The organism is Microbacterium sp. 1.5R, assembly GCF_001889265.1.
Taxonomy (GTDB): Bacteria; Actinomycetota; Actinomycetes; order Actinomycetales; family Microbacteriaceae; genus Microbacterium.
Window position 1 is genome coordinate 2610451 of record NZ_CP018151.1, and the last position, 21362, is coordinate 2631812.

At 68.9% G+C, this 21362-nt stretch carries 18 protein-coding genes and 1 tRNA gene; 5 read left to right on the forward strand and 14 right to left on the reverse strand.

Annotated elements, in window-relative coordinates; translation table 11 throughout:
- Positions 1–36 precede the first annotated feature (36 nt).
- Positions 37–495: a RidA family protein gene (locus BMW26_RS12555; RefSeq protein WP_072591626.1), complete on the reverse strand. Its 459-nt coding sequence runs from the start codon at positions 493–495 to the stop codon at positions 37–39.
- Positions 492–716 carry a DUF4177 domain-containing protein gene (locus BMW26_RS12560; RefSeq protein ID WP_053097373.1) on the reverse strand — a complete coding sequence of 75 codons (225 nt, stop codon included), beginning with the start codon at positions 714–716 and terminating at the stop codon, positions 492–494. The genes BMW26_RS12555 and BMW26_RS12560 overlap by 4 nt, the downstream gene beginning before the upstream one ends.
- A 78-nt stretch (positions 717–794) precedes the next feature.
- Between BMW26_RS12560 and BMW26_RS12565 the strand changes: the two genes are divergently transcribed.
- The 5 genes from BMW26_RS12565 to BMW26_RS12585 all read left to right on the forward strand — a co-directional run bounded on the left by BMW26_RS12565 (position 795) and on the right by BMW26_RS12585 (position 5740).
- A complete protein-coding gene (locus BMW26_RS12565; protein ID WP_072591627.1) occupies positions 795–3383 on the forward strand; it encodes a transglycosylase domain-containing protein in 2589 nt (862 codons plus the stop codon).
- A complete protein-coding gene (locus BMW26_RS12570) occupies positions 3380–4315 on the forward strand; it encodes a metallophosphoesterase (RefSeq protein ID WP_072591628.1) in 936 nt (311 codons plus the stop codon). The genes BMW26_RS12565 and BMW26_RS12570 overlap by 4 nt, the downstream gene beginning before the upstream one ends.
- 53 nt (positions 4316–4368) lie before the next feature.
- Positions 4369–4442: transfer RNA gene (locus BMW26_RS12575), tRNA-Pro, on the forward strand.
- Positions 4443–4511: 69 nt separating this feature from the next.
- Entirely contained in the window at positions 4512–4988 is a 477-nt protein-coding gene (locus BMW26_RS12580) for a VanZ family protein (protein ID WP_072591629.1), read from the forward strand.
- Positions 4985–5740: an HAD-IIB family hydrolase gene (locus BMW26_RS12585; protein ID WP_072591630.1), complete on the forward strand. Its 756-nt coding sequence runs from the start codon at positions 4985–4987 to the stop codon at positions 5738–5740. Before BMW26_RS12580 ends, BMW26_RS12585 begins: the two co-directional genes overlap by 4 nt.
- Before the next feature lie 34 nt (positions 5741–5774).
- On the opposite strand, the gene BMW26_RS12590 is transcribed toward BMW26_RS12585, so the two are convergent.
- The 12 genes from BMW26_RS12590 to BMW26_RS12645 all read right to left on the reverse strand — a co-directional run bounded on the left by BMW26_RS12590 (position 5775) and on the right by BMW26_RS12645 (position 21309).
- Positions 5775–7034: an alpha-hydroxy acid oxidase gene (locus tag BMW26_RS12590; RefSeq protein WP_072591631.1), complete on the reverse strand. Its 1260-nt coding sequence runs from the start codon at positions 7032–7034 to the stop codon at positions 5775–5777.
- Positions 7035–7044: 10 nt separating this feature from the next.
- The gene (locus BMW26_RS12595; protein WP_072591632.1) at positions 7045–7767 is read right to left on the reverse strand and encodes a FadR/GntR family transcriptional regulator; all 723 of its coding nucleotides are present in this window, start codon (positions 7765–7767) and stop codon (positions 7045–7047) included.
- 138 nt (positions 7768–7905) lie between these two features.
- Positions 7906–8559 carry a thymidine kinase gene (locus BMW26_RS12600; RefSeq protein ID WP_056279839.1) on the reverse strand — a complete coding sequence of 218 codons (654 nt, stop codon included), beginning with the start codon at positions 8557–8559 and terminating at the stop codon, positions 7906–7908.
- Between the two features lie 7 nt (positions 8560–8566).
- A complete protein-coding gene (locus BMW26_RS12605) occupies positions 8567–10039 on the reverse strand; it encodes a malate:quinone oxidoreductase (protein ID WP_072592336.1) in 1473 nt (490 codons plus the stop codon).
- Between the two features lie 83 nt (positions 10040–10122).
- The gene (locus BMW26_RS12610; RefSeq protein WP_072591633.1) at positions 10123–11193 is read right to left on the reverse strand and encodes an aspartate-semialdehyde dehydrogenase; all 1071 of its coding nucleotides are present in this window, start codon (positions 11191–11193) and stop codon (positions 10123–10125) included.
- Positions 11194–11455: 262 nt separating this feature from the next.
- Positions 11456–12739 (reverse strand): aspartate kinase, encoded by a 1284-nt coding sequence (locus BMW26_RS12615; RefSeq protein ID WP_053099207.1) that lies wholly within the window; start codon positions 12737–12739, stop codon positions 11456–11458.
- Between the two features lie 95 nt (positions 12740–12834).
- The gene (locus BMW26_RS12620; protein WP_072591634.1) at positions 12835–13773 is read right to left on the reverse strand and encodes a DMT family transporter; all 939 of its coding nucleotides are present in this window, start codon (positions 13771–13773) and stop codon (positions 12835–12837) included.
- Entirely contained in the window at positions 13770–14363 is a 594-nt protein-coding gene (recR, locus tag BMW26_RS12625; protein ID WP_053097391.1) for a recombination mediator RecR, read from the reverse strand. The genes BMW26_RS12620 and recR overlap by 4 nt, the downstream gene beginning before the upstream one ends.
- A complete protein-coding gene (locus tag BMW26_RS12630) occupies positions 14363–16774 on the reverse strand; it encodes a DNA polymerase III subunit gamma and tau (protein ID WP_198032323.1) in 2412 nt (803 codons plus the stop codon). The genes recR and BMW26_RS12630 overlap by 1 nt, the downstream gene beginning before the upstream one ends.
- 104 nt (positions 16775–16878) lie before the next feature.
- On the reverse strand, positions 16879–17958 hold the full coding sequence (locus tag BMW26_RS12635) for a DUF2207 family protein (protein ID WP_072591636.1): 1080 nt from the start codon (positions 17956–17958) through the stop codon (positions 16879–16881).
- A gap of 1 nt (position 17959) precedes the next feature.
- Positions 17960–20464: a glycoside hydrolase family 65 protein gene (locus BMW26_RS12640; protein WP_056279834.1), complete on the reverse strand. Its 2505-nt coding sequence runs from the start codon at positions 20462–20464 to the stop codon at positions 17960–17962.
- Positions 20461–21309, reverse strand: coding sequence for an HAD-IA family hydrolase (locus BMW26_RS12645; RefSeq protein ID WP_442922968.1), 849 nt, complete (start codon positions 21307–21309; stop codon positions 20461–20463). The genes BMW26_RS12640 and BMW26_RS12645 overlap by 4 nt, the downstream gene beginning before the upstream one ends.
- Positions 21310–21362: the final 53 nt, after the last annotated feature.

Here is a 21362-nt window from a genome sequence, read left to right on the forward strand (position 1 = left end):
GGCGTTGCCGTGTGCGCGTGGTGAGGGGTGGCGACCTCAGGCCAGGATGAACGTGGCCTCGACTTCGACCGGGCTGTCGAGCGGGAGCACCGGCACACCGACGGCCGCGCGGACATGCTGCCCGGCGTCGCCGAAGATCTCGCCGAGCACCAGGCTCGCCCCGTTGATCACGCCGGGCTGGCCGGTGAAATCGGGGGTGGATGCCACGAAGCCGCCGAGCCGCAGCACTCCGGCGATCCTGTCAACGCCCCCGGCCGCAGCCGCAGCCGCCGCGAGAGCGTTCAGGGCGCAGGTGCGCGCATAGGCGTTGGCATCCTCAGCGGTGACCTCTGCCCCGACCTTGCCCGTCGCGGGCAGCGTTCCCTCGACGAAAGGCAGCTGGCCGGAGGTGTAGACGAGTCCGTCGTGCACGACCGCCGGGACGTAGGCTGCGACCGGCGCCGCGACGACGGGGAGCTCGATGCCCAGCTCGGTCAGGCGCTCAGAGACGCTCATGCCGCTCCCCCTTCGAACTGGCGGGACGCCTCGGCTGCGGCAGCGAGACCGGCGTTGCCCGAGGCATCCGCCGTCACCGGGCGCTTGAAGTAGGCGACGAGCCCACCCTCGGGGCCCTGGATGACCTGCACGAGCTCCCAGCCCTGCTTGCCCCAGTTGTTGAGGATCGCTGCGGTGTTGTGGATCAGCAACGGGGTGGTCAGGTACTCCCAGGTGGTCATGGCTCTCCTGTCTGGCGGCATCCGCGACGGCGGCTGCGTCAAAGGCGGTATTCAGGGAACTCCCCTACGATCTAGCGTATGCCTCAAAAGAATCGCACGGTGAAAGGTGCGCTCGGCGGAGTCCTCGGACTCGTCGGGCTGAGCACCGTCGCCGGTCTCCTCGTCGCGGCCAGCGTCACCCCGGTGCTCGCCATGACCGGTATCGCCGGGTCGCAGGCCCTCACCATCTTCGAGGACCTCCCCGAGAACCTCCAGGTCGGCGCTCCGATGCAGCAGTCGACCATCTATGCGACGGGTCTCGACGGCAACCCCGTCGCACTGGCGTCGTTCTACGAGCAGAAGCGCATCCCGGTCGCCTACGACCAGGTCGCGCCCGTGATGTACGACGCGATCCTCTCGAGCGAGGACAAGAACTTCTACACCCACGGCGGAATCAACCTCGGCGCGACGATCAAGGCCGCAGTCGGGAACGTCGCCGGCACGACCGATCGAGGAGCGTCCACGATCACCCAGCAGTACGTGAAGAACGTCCAGGTGCAGGAATGCGAACAGGACGTCGATCCTGGAGCCGAGGACTACTCGAAGCAGATCGAGCAGTGCTTCCTCGATGCGGCAGTCGCGAAGGGCGGCGAGGGCGTCGAGCGCAAGCTGCAGGAGATGCGCTACGCGCTGAAGATCGAGAAGGACTACTCGAAGAACGAGATCCTCCTCGGCTACCTCAACATCGCCAACTTCGGCGGCACCATCTACGGCATCGAGGCCGCAGCGAACCGGTACTTCTCCACCAGCGCGGCGAATCTCAGTCTCGCGCAGGCGGCGACGATCGCCGGCATGGTGCAGGAGCCCAACCGATTCCGCATCGACCGCCCCGAGGGAATCTGGACGGATGACGCCGGCGTGGCGCACAACGGGGACGCCGACGGCTACAAGGACACGAAGGATCGCAGAGACTACGTCCTCAATCGGATGCTCGCGGACGCGAAGATCACGCAGGCCGCGCACGACGAGGCCGTCGCCTCGCCGGTCACGCCGCTGCTGAGCGAGCCCCAGCAGGGCTGTGCGGCCGCGGGCGACAACGCGTACTTCTGCCAGTACGTGAAGGCCGTCATCGAGAACGACGAGGCGTTCGGCGCCACGGAAGAGGAGCGTCGCTCGAACCTCCGCCGCGGCGGAATGGAGATCTACACCTCCCTCGATCTGCGGGTCCAGCAGCCCGCGATCGACGCGGTCAGGGCGCAGGTCCCGCAGGCGATGCCCGGGATCCTCGTCGGTGGCACCGGAGTGTCGATCGAGGCGTCCACGGGTCGGGTACTCGCCATGGCACAGAACACCGTCTTCAACGAGACGACCGAGGCCAACCTGGCTGCGGGCGAGACCTCTCAGGTCTTCGCGGCCGACAAGGCGCATGGCGGCTCGACCTACGGGTTCGAGACGGGATCGACCTACAAGCTGTTCACGCTTCTGAGCTGGCTGGAGTCCGGCCACTCCGTGAACCAGGTCCTCGACGGTCGCCTCAAGACCTTCAGCCCCTTCACCAGGTGCGGGGACAAGGTGACGAACAGCTCCAAGATCAACAACTTCGGCAACTCCGGCGGCTCGGTGGGCAGCGTGCGACAGTTCACCGCGCAGTCCCTGAACACCGGTTTCCTCGCGATGGCGCAGCAGCTCGATCTCTGCGACATCAACGAGGTGGCGAAGCGACTCGGCGTCCACTACGGCAACGGCGACGACATCACGGTCGGCGGAACGAACGCCAACACCGCTCCGAACGATCCGTTCCCGACGGTTCTGGGCTCGAAGAGCGTGGCTCCTCTGCAGATGGCCGGCGCCTACGCCACCGTCGCCAACAACGGCGTCTACTGCGAGCCTCGCGTGATCGACCGGGTCGTCGGCGAGGACGGCGCGGAGATCACTCCTCCCGCGCAGAAGTGCTCCCAGCAGCTCACCCCCGAGGTCGCCGCGACCGCCGCGTACGCACTGCGAGGCGTCATGGAGGGCAACGGCACCGGAACGAGGGCCAACCCGTACGACGGAACCCAGCTGATCGGCAAGACCGGTACCGCCGAGAAGGAGCACACCATGCTCGTCGAGTCGAGCACCAAGGTCACGACAGCGGTGTGGGTCGGAAACGTCGACGGCCGCGTGCCGCTGAACGACTTCCGCAACGGCAACGGGACGCGACTCGGCGATATCCGCTACGGCCTCGCCAAGGCGATCCAGGGTGCCGCGGATGCCGTGTACCCCGCGGAGGACTTCCCTCGCCCCGACGACAAGCTGGTTCGTCAGGTTCTGACGAACGTTCCCGACGTGGTGGGCAAGTCCGTCGGCGAAGCGACCTCTCTCATCGAGGCTGCGGGCTTCACCGCAGCCGTCGGACCCGCCGTGGACGGTCCCGCCGGCGATGTCGTCATGGCGCAGGACCCGTCCGGACAGGCCCCGAGCGGTGCGACGATCACGATCTCGCCGAGCAACGGCCAGGGCGCGACGGTGCCCGACATCACCGGACAATCGAAGGCCGAAGCGCAGAGCGCGCTGTTCGGGGCAGGGTTCTCGTCGATCGACTTCGACGGGTCATGCAACGGTCAGAACGCCGCGGTCACGTCCACCGACCCGGCCGCGAACACACCGACGACGAAGAGCACGTCCATCAAGGTCCGCTGCAAGTGACGTCTCGCCACGCGGCGCACCCGGCCCTCATCGCGCTCGGCGCGGTGGGGGCCGCTGGTGCCGCAGCCGCCGTCTGGGGCATCGGCATCGAGCGCTACCTCTTCACGGTGCGTGAGGCGACCGCATCCGCTCTCGCCCCGGGTTCCGCACCGTTGCGCGTGCTGCACATCTCGGACGCGCACATGGCTCCGTGGCAGCACCGCAAGCAGGACTGGCTCGCGTCACTCGCGCAGCTGAAGCCCGATCTCATCGTCAACACCGGCGACAATCTCGGACACCGCGACGGTCTCGCCGGGATCAGACGTGCCTTCGAGCCGTTCGCCGGAATCCCCGGTGTCTTCGTGCACGGTTCCAACGACGTCATCGGCCCCTCGCCGCGGAATCCGATCCGCTACTTCGCCGGCCCGTCGCAGCGCCCGAGAGAGCTGAACTTCCTCGACACCGATGCGATGGACGCGTACTTCACCGACGAGCTCGGATGGACGAGCCTGAACAACGCCGCAGCGCGACTCATGGTGGCCGGCAGTCCCCTGGACCTGTTCGGCGTGAGTGATGCGCACTGCGACTGGGACCGGCTCGAGGACCTGCCGGACGCCATCGATGCTCTCGGCCCGCGGACTGCCGGCACATCCGTTCTCGGCGTCACGCACGCGCCCTATCAGCGCGTCCTGAACGGGTTCGTGGAGATGGGCGCCGACGCCATCCTCGGAGGCCACACGCACGGCGGTCAGGTGTGCCTGCCCGGTTTCGGTGCTCTCGTCGCGAACTGCGACATCCCGCTGAAGCAGGCGAAGGGTCTCAGCACGTGGACTCAGGGCGATCGCGCCGTGCCCCTCAATGTCAGCGCGGGCTGCGGACACTCGATCTACGCGCCGATACGCTTCGCGTGCCGCCCCGAGGCGACGCTGCTGACCCTGACGGCGCGCGGTTGATGCCTCGATTCGGCGCTGGGAGCATTTCGCTGTAGACTCGGAGGGTTGCAAAACGGGGTGTGGCGCAGCTTGGTAGCGCGCTTCGTTCGGGACGAAGAGGTCGCAGGTTCAAATCCTGTCACCCCGACAAGTAACACCGGAAGGCCGTCCTCACGGGCGGCCTTCTCTGTATCCGGAACGAGGAGAAAGGCACCGCATGAGTCGCTTGCTCCCCCCGCCTCGACGACTGACCCGAGGCATCGCCCTCGCTCTCGCCCTGCCGTTCTTCGGCGGCATCGCGCTGCTGACGCTCACGCCGACGCGCATCGAGCAGTCCATGCCGAACCTGCTCGATCTCGTGCTGTCCGTTTCGCACCGACTGGGGTGGGAGTCTCTTGATTTCACCCGCCTCGAGGTCATCGCCAACGTTCTGGTCTTCGTGCCCATCGGCATCCTGGCGTTCATCCTCGTCCCCCGCCGCCTCTGGCCGCTGGCGCTCGCCCTGGGCCCGGCAGTGTCCCTCTCCATCGAGGCCGCCCAGCGCCTCGCCCTGCCGAATCGCACGGCCACCGTGTCCGATGTGATCGCGAACTCCGGCGGCGCGCTGATCGGCGTAGCGCTCGCGATCCTGTGCACCCTCCTCTTCGCTCCGCGTGTCTCTCAGCACCGCCCGTCTACTCTGGAAGCATCATGACCTCGCCTGCACTCGTCGCCTTCGATCTCGACGACACCCTCGCCCCGTCGAAAGAGCCCATCGATGCTCGCATCGCCTCGTTGCTGCACGCGCTGCTGCAGCGGGTCGAGGTCGCGATCATCTCGGGCGGCAACGAGGCGCAGTTCCGCGCTCAGGTGATCGCGCGGCTCGGAACCATCGACGAGGCGGCCGCGGCGCGACTGCACCTGCTCCCCACCTGCGGCACACGGTACCTGCGCCACGACGGCACGGATTTCTCGCCGCTCTACGCCCATGACCTCACCGCGGAGCAGAAGGCCGGCGCTCTCGCCGCCCTGCGCGAGGAGGCGGAGCGTCTGGGGCTGTGGGAGTCTCAGCCCTGGGGTGAGATCCTCGAGGACCGCGGATCCCAGATCACCTTCTCTGCGCTCGGGCAGAAGGCTCCCCGCGATGCCAAGCACGAGTGGGACCCGTCCGGTGCGAAACGAGAAGCTCTTCGGGACGCCGTGGCGGCGAGACTCCCCGAGCTCGAAGTGCGATCCGGCGGTTCGACCTCCATCGACATCACTCTGGCCGGCATCGACAAGGCCTTCGGCATGAAGCAGCTCGCCGAGCACACCAGCATCCCCCTCACCTCGATGCTGTTCTACGGTGACCGACTCGATGAAGGCGGCAACGACTACCCCGTCCTGGCGATCGGAGTGCCCTCGGTCGCGGTCGAGGGGTGGGAGGACACCGCAGACAAGCTCGACGAGCTTCTCGCGACCCTCTGACCGCCCACCCCTCCCCTCGAATCCGGGGACGAGGTCAGCGGACGACGGCCTCCGACGCTGCCCGTGCGACCGGCACGAGGCGCGTGAGCTGAGTGACGTGCGACGGCTCGAGCTCCGCAAGTGAGGCGACGCCCAGAAGACGCATGGTGCGTTCGATCTCCGTCCGCAGGATCTCGATCGTGCGGTCGACGCCCGCACGGCCGCCGGCCATGAGGCCGTAGAGGTAGGCGCGGCCGATGAGGGTGAAGTCCGCTCCGAGCGCGGCCGCCGCGACGATGTCCGCGCCGTTCATGATCCCCGTGTCGACCATGACCGTGAAGTCGTCGCCCACGGCGGTCCGGACCTCCGGCAGAAGGTGGAACGGAATGGGTGCGCGGTCGAGCTGCCGCCCGCCGTGGTTGGAGAGCACGATGCCGTCGACGCCGGCGTCACGCAGGCGCACCGAATCCTCGACGTTCTGCACGCCCTTGATCACGATCTTGCCCGGCCAGATGTCACGGATCACCGCAAGGTCGTCGTAGCTGATCGTGGGGTCCATCGCCGCGTCGAGCAGCTCGCCGACCGTGCCGCCGGTGGTGCTCAGCGACGCGAACTCCAGCTTCGGGGTCGTCAGGAAGTCGTACCACCACCACGGACGCGGGATGGCGTTGATGATGGTACCGAGCGTGAGTTGCGGCGGGATGCTGAAGCCGTTGCGCTTGTCACGCAGCCGCGCTCCGGCGACCGGGGTGTCCACCGTGAACTGCAGCGTGTCGAAGCCCGCGGCGGCAGCACGGCGAGTGAGTTCGTAGGAGATCTCGCGGTCGCGCATGACATAGAGCTGGAACCAGTTGCGTCCGTGCGGGTTGGCCGCCTTCACGCCCTCGATCGACGTCGTGCCCAGGGTCGAGAGGGTGAACGGGATGCCGGCCGCCGCCGCCGCTCCCGCGCCGGCGACCTCGCCCTCTGTCTGCATGAGACGCGTGAAGCCTGTCGGCGCGATGCCGAACGGGAGCGCCGACGGGCCGCCGAGGATCTCGACCGCGGTGTCGACATCCGGAGCCGGCCGGAGGATCCCGGGGTGGAACTCCACATCCTGGAACGCCTGGCGTGCCCGCGTGAGCGACAGCTCGCCCTCGGCGGCGCCATCGGTGTAGTCGAACGCGGCCTTCGGCGTGCGCCTCTTGGCGATCGTGCGCAGGTCGTCGATCGTGAGCGCCGAGTCGAGACGGCGCTTCTTGCCGTTGAACTCGGGCTTCTTGAACTTCATCAGGTCGAGAAGCTCTGCGGGGTTGGGAACCTGGCGCTGGACCATGGCTGTCCTCTCAGTCGGTGGGTCGGACGCTGCGGGTGAGCCCCGCCGCGGTGTAGTAGCCGGTGATGTGCGCTCGGACGAGGGTCTGGGCGGTCGCCGCGTCACCCGCGGCGATGGCCTCGATGATGGCTCGGTGCTCGGCGCGCAGCAGGTCTGCCATGGCATCCCAGTCGGCGATGGATGAGGCGCCCTGCTGCACGTACGACTCGATGGAGGTGCGCAGGCCCGCCATGATCGCGGCGACGACGGTGTTGCCGCTCGATTCCGCGAGGGCGAGGTGGAGCTGGGCATCGAGGGCGAGGAACTCGTCAGGCGTCAGGGCGCCGACGTCCATCGCATCGAGCACGCTGTGCGCCGCGGTGAGATCGGGCGCGTGCTGGCTCGCGAGAGCGGCGACGACGGCGTCTTCGAGCAGCAGTCGGGTCTGCACCACGTCCGCGAGCGGAAAGCCCTGTGCGGCGACCTGGAGGCGCAGAAGCGTCGACATGCCACCGGACGGGGTCGCGATCACGATCGCGCCCGACTGCGGCCCCGAGCCGGTCGAGGTGCGGATCAGCCCCATGACCTCGAGCACGCGCAGCGCCTCTCGAACGCTCGAGCGCCCGACACCCAGGTCTGCGGCGAGCTCGCGCTCCGAGGCGAGACGATCACCGGGGCCGAGACGCCCGTCGAGCAGGTCGCTCTCGACGTGTTCGAGCACGAGCCTCCAGGCGCGGGCTGGCTGCTCCGGCATCCGCTCTCCTCATCGTGTGCATCGGCGGCATCGATCCTCGACGCGGCTGTGGTCTGACCACAGTACCGTGTGTGGTCAGACCACGCAATCGGGGTACGACGACACAGCGCCCGAGGGCGGAGCAGGACGCGAGGGCATTCAGCCCAGCCGCCCACCCGACTCTTCGAGGTAGCACGCGCCGCACAGCGACTCGTAGGTCGTGATCTCCGGCGCCAGCGATCCGTCAGCGCCCTCGTCGATGGCGACCTGGTCGCCGTCGAAGACGAACCGACCACCGATCACACGACCGTTGAAGACGGCCTTGCGCCCGCAGCGGCAGATGGTCTTCAGCTCCTCGAGGGAGTGCGCGATCGCGAGCAGACGAGCCGACCCCGGGAAGGCGTGGGTGAGGAAGTCATTGCGGATGCCGTAGGCGATCACCGGGATGCCGTCCTCGATCGCGATGCGGAAGAGGTCGTCGACCTGCTCCGCCGTGAGGAACTGCGCCTCGTCGATCAGGAGGCAGGCGACATCGATCGACCCCCCGCGGACCGGTTCATCGGCGACCGCACGGCGCACGCGATCCCGGTGCTCGTCGAAGAGCTCGCGGACGTCGGCATCGGGAGCGATGAGATAGTCGACGTGCCGCGTGACACCGAGTCGACTCGCGATCTCGGATGCACCCTTGGTGTCGATCGCCGGCTTTGCGAGCAGCACGTGCTGGCCGCGCTCCTCGTAGTTGTACGCGGCCTGGAGCAGCGAGGTGGACTTGCCCGAGTTCATCGCCCCGTAGCGGAAGTAGAGCTTCGCCACCGGCGCGCTACTCGTTGATGCCGAGCGTGGCCGCCGTCGCCGCGGTGGACTTCGCCGCCAGCTCGGGGTCCTTGTTCAGCTGCTCGCCGAATGTCGGGATGAGCTTGCGCAGTTCCGACTCCCAGCCGGGGTACTCGTCGGGGAAGCACTTCTTCAGCAGATCGAGCATGATCGGCACGGCGGTGGAGGCGCCGGGCGAGGCGCCGAGCAGACCGGCGATCGAACCGTCGGCCGCGGACACCACTTCGGTGCCGAACTGCAGGATGCCGCCCTTCTTGGGGTCCTTCTTCATGACCTGGGCGCGCTGCCCCGCGTCGATGAGCGTCCAGTCCTCGTCCTTCGCCGTCGGCATGAACGTGCGCAGGCTGTCGACCTTCTTGGCGTGGTTCTTCAGCAGCTCCCCCACCAGGTAGGTGATGAGGTCGGGATTCGCGAACGCGACGCGCAGCATCGGCCACAGATTGTGCGTGCGCACCTGCGACACGATGTCGAGCATCGAGCCGTTCTTGAGGAACTTCGGGCTGAAGGTCGCGAACGGACCGAACATCAGGGAGGCCTCGCCGTCGACCACGCGCGTGTCGAGGTGCGGGACCGACATGGGCGGGGCGCCCACCGAGGCCTGCGAGTACACCTTCGCCTTGTGCTGCGCGACGATCTTCGGGTTCGAGGTCTTGAGGAACTGCCCGCCGATCGGGAAGACACCGTAGCCCTTGATCTCGGGGATGCCCGAGCGCTGCAGCAGCTTGAGCGCCCAGCCGCCGGCGCCGACGAACACGAAACGCGCCTTGATCTGGTTCGGCGTGCGACCGATCGTCGTGCGGTAGTTGATGAGCCAGGTGCCGTCCTTCTGCTTCTTCAGGCTCTTGACCTCGTGGTTGGTGCGCAGCGCGACGCCCGACTCGGTGAGGTGGTCGAAGAGCTGGTGCGTCAGCGCACCGAAGTCGACGTCGGTTCCGGCGGGCACGCGGGTGGCCGCGAACGGCTCGCCCTTACGGCGCTGCTGCATGAGCAGCGGCGCCCACTTGTTGATGACGCGGGAATCCTCGCTGTACTCGATGCCCTCGAACAGCGGCTGCTTCTTCAGGACCTCGTAGCGGTCCTTGAGGTACTTGACGTCCTTCTCACCGCGCACGAACGTCATGTGCGGCGTCGCGTTGATGAAGGTCGACGGCGCATCGAGCACGCCGCGATCGACCAGAGACGACCAGAACTGACGACTCTGCTGGAACTGCTCGTTGATCGAGACGGCCTTGGCGGGGTCGAGCGGAGCGCCCTTCTGCTGCGGCATGTAGTTCAGCTCGCAGAGCGCCGCGTGGCCGGTGCCCGCGTTGTTCCACGGGTTCGACGATTCCTGAGCCACATCGGAGAGTCGCTCGAACGCGACGATCTTCCAATCCGGCTGCAGCTCGTGCAGAAGGGTACCCAGGGTGGCGCTCATGATGCCACCACCGATCAAGACGACATCGACGGTTTCGGTCACCACGACAGTCTAGTTCGCGGTCACGGCAGGACAGACCACGCGGGGCCGTCCGGCGAGACCGGATCCGCATGACCGCGATGCGGTCAGGCTATGGCGACCAGGCGCTCGGCGAGGATCTCGGCGATCTGCACCGCGTTCAGCGCCGCGCCCTTGCGCAGGTTGTCGTTGCTGATGAACAGCACGAGGCCCTTGTTCTCGGGAGCGGACTGGTCGGCGCGGATTCGTCCGACGAAGCTCGGGTCCTTGCCCGCGGCCTGGAGCGGCGTGGGCACCTCGTCGAGGACGACACCGGGGGCTGCGGCGAGCACCTCGGCGGCGCGCTGCGGCGTGATGTCGCGGGCGAACTCGACGTTGATCGAGAGCGAGTGGCCCGTGAAGACGGGAACCCGCACGCACGTGCCGGCGACACGGAGGTCGGGCAGCTCGAGGATCTTGCGGCTCTCGTTGCGGAGCTTCTTCTCCTCGTCCGTCTCGTTCTGACCGTCGTCGACCAGGTTGCCCGCGAACGGGATGACGTCGAACGCGATCGGAGCGACATACTTCTCGGGCTCCGGGAAGTCGATCGACGAGCCGTCGTGCACGAGGCGCAGCGTGTCGCCCTGGGCGAGGACGCCCTCGACCTGTCCGAGGAGCTCCTGCGCACCGGCGAGACCCGAACCGGAGACGGCCTGGTAGGTCGAGACGATCAGGCGCTCGAGACCCGCTTCGGCGTGCAGCGCCTTCAGAACCGGCATGGCTGCCATGGTCGTGCAGTTCGGGTTGGCGATGATGCCGCGAGGGCGGTCGTCGATCGCGTGCGGGTTGACCTCGCTGACGACCAGCGGAACCTCGGGATCGTTGCGCCAGGCGCTGGAGTTGTCGACGACGACGGCTCCGGCCTCGGCGAAGCGGGGAGCGTATGCGCGGCTGGCGGTCGCGCCGGCCGAGAAGAGGGCGATGTCGATGCCCGCGGCATCCGCCGACTCGACATCCTCGACGATGACGGTCGCGCCGCCGAACTCGATGGCCGTTCCCGCGGAACGCGACGAGGAGAACAGGCGCAGCTCACGGATCGGGAAGGACCGTTCGGCGAGAATCTCGCGCATCACGGTGCCCACCTGGCCGGTGGCGCCCACGATGGCGACGGAGAGTCCTGAGTCGGAGATGCGGGTCATGATGTTCCTTGGCGTCGTGCAGTGCTGCATACGAGGCTTCAGGCGCGACGTCGGGATGCGGATGCCGCGCCTGGCGCCGATGTCAGGGTTTCGGTGAGTCTACCGTGCCGTCCGGTGATCGAGGACCGACCGTCGGGCGGGGTGCGGGCCGGGTCAGCATCCCGAGTCAGTTTTGCGGATCGAGTCACGATTCGCGGACGGGATCAGCTGACACTTCCGCAGATAGTGCGGTCATCCGCAGATCGTGCGCGATCGGCGGAGGTCAGCGACCGGTGCCGGCGTGGACCGTGGCCTCGGCGTCGCCGTCGAGTCCGTACGCGGTGTGCACGGTGCGGGCGGCCTCGGCCAGGTCGGTGTCGCGGAGCACGACCGAGATGCGGATCTCGGACGTCGAGATCATCTCGATGTTGATGCCACCGGCCGACAGCGCCTCGAACAGCGTCGCGGAGACGCCCGAGTGCGTCCGCATACCCGCTCCGACGACCGACAGCTTGCCGATCTGGTCGTCGTGCACCAGGTTCTGGAAGCCCACTTCGGTCTGCTCCCCCGCGAGCGCCTTGAGCGCAGCCGAGGAATCGGCTTTGGGAACCGTGAACGAGATGTCGGTGCGACCCGTGGCCGACACGTTCTGCACGATCATGTCGACGTTGGCGCCGGACTTCGCGACGATCTTGAAGATCTCCGCCGCCTTGCCCGGCACGTCCGGAACGCCGGCGACGGTGATCTTGGCCTGGCCGAAATCGGTGGCGACACCGGCGACGATCGGTTCTTCCATGGCTGCTGCTCCCTCGGCTTCGCGGGGGTTCTTCATACCCTCGCCCAGAACGTATGTGCCCTCGGACGACGAGAACGTCGAACGGGCGTGGATCAGGACGCCGTGACGGCGTGCGTACTCGACAGCGCGGATGTAGAGCACCTTCGCGCCGTTGGCGGCGAGCTCGAGCATCTCCTCGCTGCCGATGTGGTCGAGCTTCTGCGCCTTCGGGATGACGCGGGGGTCGGCCGTGAAGATGCCGTCGACGTCGCTGTAGATCTCGCAGACGTCGGCGTCGAGGGCCGCGGCGAGAGCGACGGCCGTCGTGTCCGAGCCGCCGCGTCCGAGCGTGGTGATGTCGCGGGTGTCGCGGTTGAAGCCCTGGAAGCCGGCGACGATGACGATGGCCCCCTCGTCGAGCGCTTCGCGCAGACGGATCGGGGTGACATCCACGATGCGGGCGGCGCCATGCTGCGAGTCGGTGATCATGCCCGCCTGGCTGCCGGTGAACGACCGCGCCTCGAAGCCCATCGAGTGGATGGCCATGGCCAGGAGCGCCATCGAGATGCGCTCACCGCTCGAGAGCAGCATGTCGAGCTCGCGCGGAGCGGGAATCGGCGCGACCTCGTTGGCGAGGTCGAGCAGCTCGTCGGTCGTGTCGCCCATCGCGCTCACGGCGACGACGACGTCATGGCCGGCGCGACGCGTGTCGACGATGCGCTTGGCGACGCGCTTGATGCTCTCTGCGTCGGCGACTGAGGAGCCGCCGTACTTCTGCACGATGAGGGCCACGTTCACTCCCTGGGATGTCGGGCGGATCCGCCCACCCCCATTCTACGTTTGGCGCATATGCGCTTCTTCGCATGTGACGGTGGCGCCCGGGTGGGTCAGGGCGCGGGCGGCAGGGGCACTGCAGGCAGGTCGGCTCGGGCAGCGGCCTGGGGACGGAGGCGCCCGCCGGTGGCCGCGAACCAGCAGCCCGCGATGATCAGCGGGAATCCGATGAGCAGGCCCGGCGTCAGCGGCTCGGCGAGCACGATCGCACCGAGGATGATCGCCACGACCGGGTTCACGTAGGTGAACAACGGCGCGCGGACGGGGCCGACCTCGCGGATGAGAGCGAAGAATGCCAGGAAGGCGACGGCGGTGCAGATGACGGCCAGCGCGAGGAGCGCGAAGATCGAGGGAAGCGTCGGCATCTGGTGCTGCGTGAGCAGACCGATGGGCAGGTAGATCACGCCGATCATCAGCAGCGACAGCGTGATGGTGCCGAGCGAGGGGACGTCGTTCAGCTGTCGAGCGACGATGAAGGGGGCGATGGCATAGAGGATGGCGACCAGCAGCACCTCGCCGGCCGCGATCAGACTGACCTCACCACCGAACAGTCCGGGCCCGGCGACGACGATCGCGACGCCGATGAATCCCACGAGAAGACCGATCCCCCGCGCCGGGCGCAGGACTCCCCGGTCTCCCCCGCCCAGTGCGATGAGCGCCGCGAACAGCGGCACGGTCGCGACGAGCAGACCCGTCATGCCCGAGGGCAGGGTCATCTCGGCGTGGCCGAGCAGCACGAACGGACCCGCCATCTCGACGAGGCCGAACGCGAGCACCCAGGGCCAGTGCTTCCACGCCGCTCTCAGCGCACCGCCGCGAAGCGCGAACGGGAGGAGGAGCAGCGCCGCGATGAGGGTGCGCCCGGCGACGATCGCGGGGGGCGACAGGGACTCGACCGCGATGCTGATGAACAGGTACGGCACGCCCCACAGCAGCGCCATTGCCCCGAAGAGCAACCACCCGCGTCGCGAGAAGCCGCCCTGTGCGTTCACAGCACGCGCCGGCCCTCGAATGCGCGCCCGAGAGTGACCTCGTCGGCGTATTCGAGGTCGCCACCGACCGGAAGGCCGGAGGCGAGGCGGGACACGGTGATCTGCATCGTGGTGAGCAGGCGGCTGAGGTAGCTCGCAGTCGCCTCGCCCTCGAGATTGGGGTTCGTCGCGAGGATGACCTCCTGCACCGTGGCGTCGCCGAGACGCGACATCAGCTGGGCGATGCGCAGGTCGTCGGGGCCGATGCCGGCGATCGGGCTGATCGCGCCCCCGAGCACGTGGTACAGGCCACGGAACTCGCGGGTGCGTTCGATCGCGGCGACGTCCTTCGCGTCTTCGACGACGCAGATGACGGCCGGATTGCGTCGGGGGTCGCGGCAGATCGCACAGCGTTCCTGCTCTGCCACGTTGCCGCAGATCTCGCAGAAGCGCACCCGCAGCCGCACTTCCACGAGCAGCTCGGAGAGACGCGCGACGTCGAATGTCGGCGTCTGCAGGATGTGGAAAGCGATGCGCTGCGCGGACTTGGGGCCGATTCCGGGGAGTCGACCGAACTCGTCGATCAGCTCCTGGACGATGCCGTCATACATCAGGAGAACCTCGTCGGGGGCTCGTAGGGCTCTTCGCGAACGAACGTCGCGCCGAGCACCTGGCGGATCACGGCCTCGCCGTAGCGCTGGACTCCCCCGGCGGGGGCGCGCTCGGTGATCGCCGGGGCTGCGGCGGCCGAAGCCACTCTGCGCGCAGGGGCTGCCTGTGCGGTCGTCGACCGCGCGGAGGGAGCGGTCGACGGCGAGCCTCCGGCGGGCGGCGCCGCCTGCGACATCGGCTCCGGCTCGTACGACGGGTCGTAGGGCGGCTCGTCGTCGAAGTACGGCGGCTCATCGTCGATGGGCGGAGGTGCGTCGTCTCGGATCTCCGGTGAGACGTCACTCGTCGCGCGGCTCGGAGCCGCCGCCGTCTGAGGCGCCGCCGTCTGAGGCGCCGCCGTGGCAGAGGTGGCAGCAGGCACAGACGCCGCCGGCGGAGCTGTCACCGGAGCGGGCTCAGCGAGCTCGGATGCCGGGATCGACGCCACCGCCCACTCGGTGACGGGGGCCGAGGAACTCCCTGTCTGAGGAGCCGACGACCGAGCGGCCACGGTCTCCGTCTTCGGCGACTCACCACGCGGCTTCTCGGCGTGCGGGGTCTGCGATCGCGGTGACTGAGCTCGCGGTGAGTCCGCTGACGCAGGCTCCGATGCGGGCGCGTCGTCGGTCGGGCGTCCCGATGAAGGCGTCGCGGGCTGACGAGGCGCTCCCCCCGCTGGCATCGGAGCAGGGAGGTACTTGACGCGCACGCCGAGCTCCTGCTCGATGGCGCCGCGCAGATGGTCGGAGGGACCCGAACCCGGCGTCGTGCCCTTGAACTTGGCGACATCGTGCTGGCTGGCGAAGCCCAGAGTCAGCACCTCGGTCTCCGTGACGTATGCGAGCGGCTGGACGGCGGTGGCCAGCAGCCACGACGTGCGGCTGACGCTCTCGAGCCGCTTGAGGACGGCCGGCCAGGCGGCGGTGATCTGCTCGAAGGCGACCGGCCCGGAGGGCGCTGCGACCTCGGCGGCCGGTGCGGCGTCGACAGCCGGTGCCGCGTTCGACGTCGCATCGGCAGGGGTCGCTTCGGCCGTGTCGGAATCCCCGGTCTCCCCGCCGGCCGGTTCGGTCGTGGTCGCCGGTCGATCGGCCGCAGCCTGAGGAGCAGCGGCGGGAGCGGCGGGAGCAGCAGCTGCGGGAGCAGCCGACGAAGCAACGGGAGCGGCGGGAGCCGCCTGTGCAGGCGCGGACGCCCGCGGCGGGGCGGAGGCGGCAGCGGCCGGTGCGGACGGGACGGCGGCGACGGCATCCGCTCCCGCAGCGAGCACGCGAGCGACCATCAGCTCGAGGTGCAGACGGGGCGAGGTGGCGCCCGACATGTCGTCGAGGGCGGCGCTGACGATGTCGGCCGTGCGCGAGAGTCGGGCCGACCCGAAGGAATCGGCCTGCGTGCGCATGCGCGCGAGCTCGTCGTCGGCGATTCCACGGAGCACCGACGACGCTCCCGCACCCACAGCCGCGATCACGATGAGGTCGCGCAGACGCTCGAGCAGATCGTCGACGAAGCGACGCGGGTCCTGGCCGGTCTGCACCACGCGGTCGATCGCCGGGAACGCCGCTGCGGCGTCGGCGCCGGCGAGCGCATCGACGATCTCGTCGAGCAGCGCGGCGTGCGTGTAGCCGAGGAGCGCCACGGCGCGCTCGTAGGCGACGGTCACGGTCTCGGAACCTGCGGGCGAGTCGGAACCGGCGATCAGCTGGTCGAGAAGAGACAGGGTGTCTCGCGGCGAGCCTCCCCCGGCGCGGACCACCAGAGGAAGGACACCGCGCTCGGCGACCACGCCCTCTTCGCCGCACAGCTTCTCGACGTACTCGAGCATCGCCGCCGGGGGCACCAGTCGGAACGGATAGTGGTGCGTGCGCGAGCGGATCGTGCCGAGCACCTTCTCGGGCTCGGTCGTCGCGAAGATGAACTTGACGTGCTCGGGCGGCTCTTCGACGAGCTTGAGGAGAGCATTGAACCCCTGCGGCGTCACCATGTGCGCCTCGTCGAGGATGAAGATCTTGTAGCGATCGCGGCTGGGGGCGAACGTCGCCCGCTCGCGCAGATCACGTGCGTCGTCGACGCCGTTGTGGCTGGCCGCGTCGATCTCGACGACGTCGAGCGAGCCACCGCCCGCCCGCGACAGCTCGACGCAGCTCGGGCACTTTCCGCAGGGCACGTCGGTCGGGCCCTCCGCGCAGTTCAGGCAGCGGGCGAGGATGCGCGCAGACGTCGTCTTTCCGCATCCACGGGGTCCGGAGAAGAGGTAGGCGTGGCCGACACGGTCGCCGCGGAGCGCAGTCATCAGCGGTTCGGTCACCTGGGACTGCCCGATCATCTCGCCGAACGACTCGGGGCGGTAGCGGCGGTAGAGGGCTGTGGTCACCAGAACAGCCTACGGCGTGCCACGGACGTTCAGGCAGACGAGCGCCGACGATCGCGCCCGGGATCCGCGACGCGCCGCTGAGACGGCCGAGGTTCGGCGAAGGCTCACGACGACGCGGCCTCGAAGACGCCGCCGACCACCTCGACGACCCCGCCCGTCGCGTCGACCAGCTCGCCGACCGCGCTCACCAGATGCACGACGCCACCCACCGCTTCGATCACCTCGACCACGGCTCCCGCGACCTCCATCGCGCCCTCGATCCCCGCGGCGACCCGCAGGGCCTGCGACTCGGTCTGCAGCACAGCCGTCCATGACCGCTCCAGACCGAAGAGCACCGCATAGGGCAGCAGTCGCTCGTTCAGCAGGAACCTCTGCAGTCGTTCCGCCGACGCCGCCGACGAGACGTCCGCCCGCAGATCCGCCCCGTCTGTCGACTGCGAGAAGCGCAGCGGCTCCGCCTCGGCGAGGGCGATGTACTCGCGCATACCGGCGAGGTGCGCGCGCAGCGGCTGCGCCGCAGGGCGGAACCGGCGCCACGCCCGCGGAGCGACCACGATCGCCGCGACCGCCGCGACCAGGCCGACGACCAGCACGGCGTAGAGAGCCGCACCCGGCTCGCTCACCGACCAGGCGGCTATGAGCAGCAGAAGGCAGATGCCCCCCACCAGCACCGCGGCGACGCGGATCAGGAACGTGGCCCACCCGCGTCGACTCCGGTCGATGAGCCCCGCGGCCGCGAGCCGCTTCTCCGCCTCGTCGAGGACACCGCGCACCCGGCGGTGCAGAGCCCGGGCATCCGCACTGAACCGTCGCACCCGCCCCGGGGTGTGATCCGGCCCGAACAGCGCCTCGAGCACGCTGAGCTCCTCGGACGTGAACGTCGCACCGTCGACGACCTCCATGCCGACGGGTGCACGCCGTTGCGACCTGCCGGTCGTCGCCGCGTCGGCGTCGACCAGCAGCCGCACCTTGCGCTGCACGGCCAGATCGATCAGCGCGGCGGCTACGGCCTTCCGATCCGCGTTCAGCAGCAGCGCGTCGTGCAGCACGGTCGCACCCTCGGCCGGGCTGAACCGCGCACCGGGGGACGCGACGCGCTGCACCGAGCGCGCCCGCTCGACCACCGCGAGCACGAACAGGAGCAGCGCGGGCGCGAGTCCGAACAGCGCTGCGGTGATCAGCACCTCAGTCGATCGGCTCGATGATGGGGATGGCGGTCGTGATCACCGGGACGGATGCGGACAGCCGCGTGCCGTCCTCGCGCAGCGCGTCGGCGAACTGCCGCAGCGACGGGCGACCGGGGATGAGCGGTCCCTGATCCGCGAGTGGGACGACGACCTCCTGCTCGGTCGTGGCGATGTATGCCACATCGCGCACCGTGAAGGGCACCGGGTCTCCGGAGAGCACTCGCACGCGCAGCTCACCCGTCGTGAGCGTGACCTGCAGAGAGGCCCCCTGCCACTGCAGCGGGTACGACAGCGACGGCCAGTCGGCGGGCAGCCGCGGGTCGAAGCTGAGCTCGCCGGCATAGTCGCGCATACCGCCGAAACCGCAGACGAGAGCGGTCCACACGCCTCCGGCCGACGCGACGTGCACACCGTCCGCCGCGTTGTGGTGCAGGTCGTGCAGGTCGACGAACAGCGACTGCCGGAAGTACTGCAGAGCGAGATCCTGGTAGCCCACCTCGGCGGCGAGGATCGACTGCACGACGGCCGACAGCGTCGAATCGCCCGTGGTCAGCGGGTCGTAGTAGTCGAAGTCGGCCTTCTTCTCCTCGGGCGTGAAGTGGTTGCCCTGCAGGAACAGCGCGAGCACGACATCCGCCTGCTTGAGCACCTGGAACCGGTAGATGACGAGCGGGTGGAAGTGCAGCAGCAGCGGTCGCTGCTCCTTCGGCGTGTGCGCCAGATCCCAGACCTCGCGCTCGAGGAACAGCGAGTCCTGCGGGTGGATGCCGAGCCGTTCGCTGAACGGGATGAACATCGCGTCGGCGGCGCGCTCCCAGCCTTCCGCCTCGCCCTCGGCGAGTCCGGTGCGCTCGACGACCCGGGCGAACTCCTCGCCGTTGGCCTCCTGCGCCTCACGAACGACCTTCGCCGCGTAGCGCAGGTTGTAGCGCGCCATGACGTTCGTGTAGAGGTTGTCGTTGACGACGGTGGTGTACTCGTCAGGACCTGTCACACCGTGGATGTGGAAGGTCTCGATGCCGTCGTCGTCCTTCGTGTCGGCGACGAGGCGCGAGGTGCGCCAGAACCCGAGTGTCGCCCACAGTCGCGCCGTCTCGATCGCGATGTCGATGCCCTCACGCCGCAGGAAGTCGTCGTCGCCCGTCGCGCGCACGTACTTGCCGAGCGCGAAGCTGACGTCGGCGTTGATGTGGTACTGCGCCGTGCCGGCCGCGTAATAGGCGGAGGCCTCTTCGCCGTTGATCGTGCGCCACGGGAACAGCGCGCCCGCCTCGTTGAGCTGCGCGGCCCGTCGGCGAGCCGCCGGAAGCATGAGCACTCGCGCCCGGAGGGCGTTGCGCGCCCACTGCGGCGACGTGTAGGTGAGGAACGGGAGCACGTAGATCTCGGTGTCCCAGAAGTAGTGTCCGCTGTATCCCGACCCCGAGACGCCCTTCGCGGGCACGCCGGTTCCGTCGGCGCGGGCCGAGGCCTGCGCGAGCTGCAGGAGGCACCAGCGGGTCGCCTGCTGGATGTCGTCCTGTCCGCCGATCTGCACGTCGCTGCGAGCCCAGAAGGCAGCGAGCCACTCGGCCTGTCGATCGAACTGCGCCTGGACGCCCTCGACCGCGACGCGGTCGAGGGATCGACGGCAGCGGTCGACGAGCTCACGGGCCGGCACACCGCGGGAGGTGTGGTAGCTGACGAGCTTGGTGACCGTGATGGGCACGCCGGCCTTCGCCTGCACCCGGAACACGTTCTTCGAGATGTCCGCCTCGATGAGAGTGCGCGAGGTGTAGTCGTTCTCGGTCTCGATGATGTGGTCGGCGACCACTGCGACCGTCATGCCTGATGCCGCGACGCTGTAGGACAGCGCGGAGCGCAGTCCGTCCTGCCAGTACTCGCCGGGCTCGAGCACGCGCTCGGCGATCTTCTCGGCCTTGCGCGGATCGAATCCGCCCTTGGCCTGGTTCGGGGTGCCCGCGTACACGCCGGCACCGTCCTGGCGGTTGATCATCTGGCAGCTGACGGTGACCGGGGCGTCGGCGTTCTCGACGACGACCTCGAGTCGCAGCACGGCGAGGTGGCGCTCCTCGAAGCTGACGATGCGCTCATCGCGCATCCGCACGCGCTTGCCCGACGGGGTCTCCCACACCACGGTGCGCTCGAGCACGCCGGTGCGCATGTCGAGCGTGCGGCGGTACTCGCGCACGTCCGCCTCATCGAACGAGATCGGCTCGTCATCGACATAGACGCGCATGACCTTGGCGTCGGGGGCGTTGACGATCGTCTGCCCCACCTCGGCGAAGCCGTAGGCCTGCTCGGCGTGCCGGATCGGCCACGTCTCGTGCAGTCCGTTGATGAAGGTGCCGTGCTCGTGGGCGCCGCGCCCCTCGATGTGGTTGCCCCGGAGTCCGAGGTAGCCGTTGCCGACGGCGAACAGGGTCTCGGCGACCCCGTCTTCGGAGTAACGCGTCTCGATGAGGCGCCAGGGGTCTACGGGGAAGCGGTCGCGGTCGATCATGCGGTCTCCTCGTTGTCGGAGCGGGGTGCCTGAGCGGCGGAGTCGGACGGCGCGGACTCGTCGGCCGCGGGGTCGAGGAACACGGCGAGATCGTCGACGACGACCGTCGCGCCGGCGGCGCGCAGCGCGTCGGCCCCGGTGCCGCGGTCGACGCCGACGACGGTCGCGAATCCGGCTGCGGCGGCAGAGGCCGCGCCCGAGGTCGCGTCCTCGACGGCGATGCTGCGGGCCGGGTCGACGCCCAGCGCCACGGCGCCGGCGCTGAACATGTCGGCGGCGGGCTTGGAGGCGAGGTTCTCGCGCTCTGCGACGACACCGTCGACCACGATGCGGAAGAACGAGCGGATGCCGGCGGCAGCCAGCACCTCTTCGGCGTTCTTGGAGCTCGAGACGACACCGAGCGGGATGCCGGCGGCGGAGAGCTTCTCGACGAGTGCGAGCGATCCGGGGAACGGGGCGATGCCCTCGCCACGCAGGGACTCGGCGAACGCGGCGTTCTTGCGGTTGCCGATGCCGCAGATCGTCTCGGCCTCGGGCGGGTCGTCGACCGCACCCCAGGGGATCTCGACGTTGCGGCTGCGCAGCAGACTGGCCACGCCGTCATAGCGCTTCTTGCCGTCGACGTAGTCGAAGTAGTCGGCATCCGAATACGGAGGAGTGATGCCCCAGCGCTCGAACACGTCGTCGAAGACGACCTTCCACGCGCGCATGTGCACTTCGGCGGTCGGCGTCAGCACGCCGTCGAGATCGAACAGGACGCCTTCGGCGCGGAGCGGATCGGGCAGGGCTTCGGGCACAGCAGCCTCCAGGAGAAGGACGAGGGTTCCGGCACCTCTCCGTGCCACTGTGCAAGCGTAGTGCGGCTCGGCACCGAGCGGTAACCCCCGAGGGCGTATCG

Bases quoted from the DNA above. Each gene is read 5' to 3' on its own strand.
- BMW26_RS12555 (WP_072591626.1), bottom strand. From the start codon at position 495: ATGAGCGTCTCTGAGCGCCTGACCGAGCTGGGCATCGAGCTCCCCGTC.
- BMW26_RS12560 (WP_053097373.1), bottom strand. From the start codon at position 716: ATGACCACCTGGGAGTACCTGACCACCCCGTTGCTGATCCACAACACC.
- BMW26_RS12565 (WP_072591627.1), top strand. From the start codon at position 795: ATGCCTCAAAAGAATCGCACGGTGAAAGGTGCGCTCGGCGGAGTCCTC.
- BMW26_RS12580 (WP_072591629.1), top strand. From the start codon at position 4,512: ATGAGTCGCTTGCTCCCCCCGCCTCGACGACTGACCCGAGGCATCGCC.
- BMW26_RS12585 (WP_072591630.1), top strand. From the start codon at position 4,985: ATGACCTCGCCTGCACTCGTCGCCTTCGATCTCGACGACACCCTCGCC.
- BMW26_RS12590 (WP_072591631.1), bottom strand. From the start codon at position 7,034: ATGGTCCAGCGCCAGGTTCCCAACCCCGCAGAGCTTCTCGACCTGATG.
- BMW26_RS12595 (WP_072591632.1), bottom strand. From the start codon at position 7,767: ATGCCGGAGCAGCCAGCCCGCGCCTGGAGGCTCGTGCTCGAACACGTC.
- BMW26_RS12610 (WP_072591633.1), bottom strand. From the start codon at position 11,193: ATGACCCGCATCTCCGACTCAGGACTCTCCGTCGCCATCGTGGGCGCC.
- recR (WP_053097391.1), bottom strand. From the start codon at position 14,363: ATGTATGACGGCATCGTCCAGGAGCTGATCGACGAGTTCGGTCGACTC.
- BMW26_RS12640 (WP_056279834.1), bottom strand. From the start codon at position 20,464: ATGATCGACCGCGACCGCTTCCCCGTAGACCCCTGGCGCCTCATCGAG.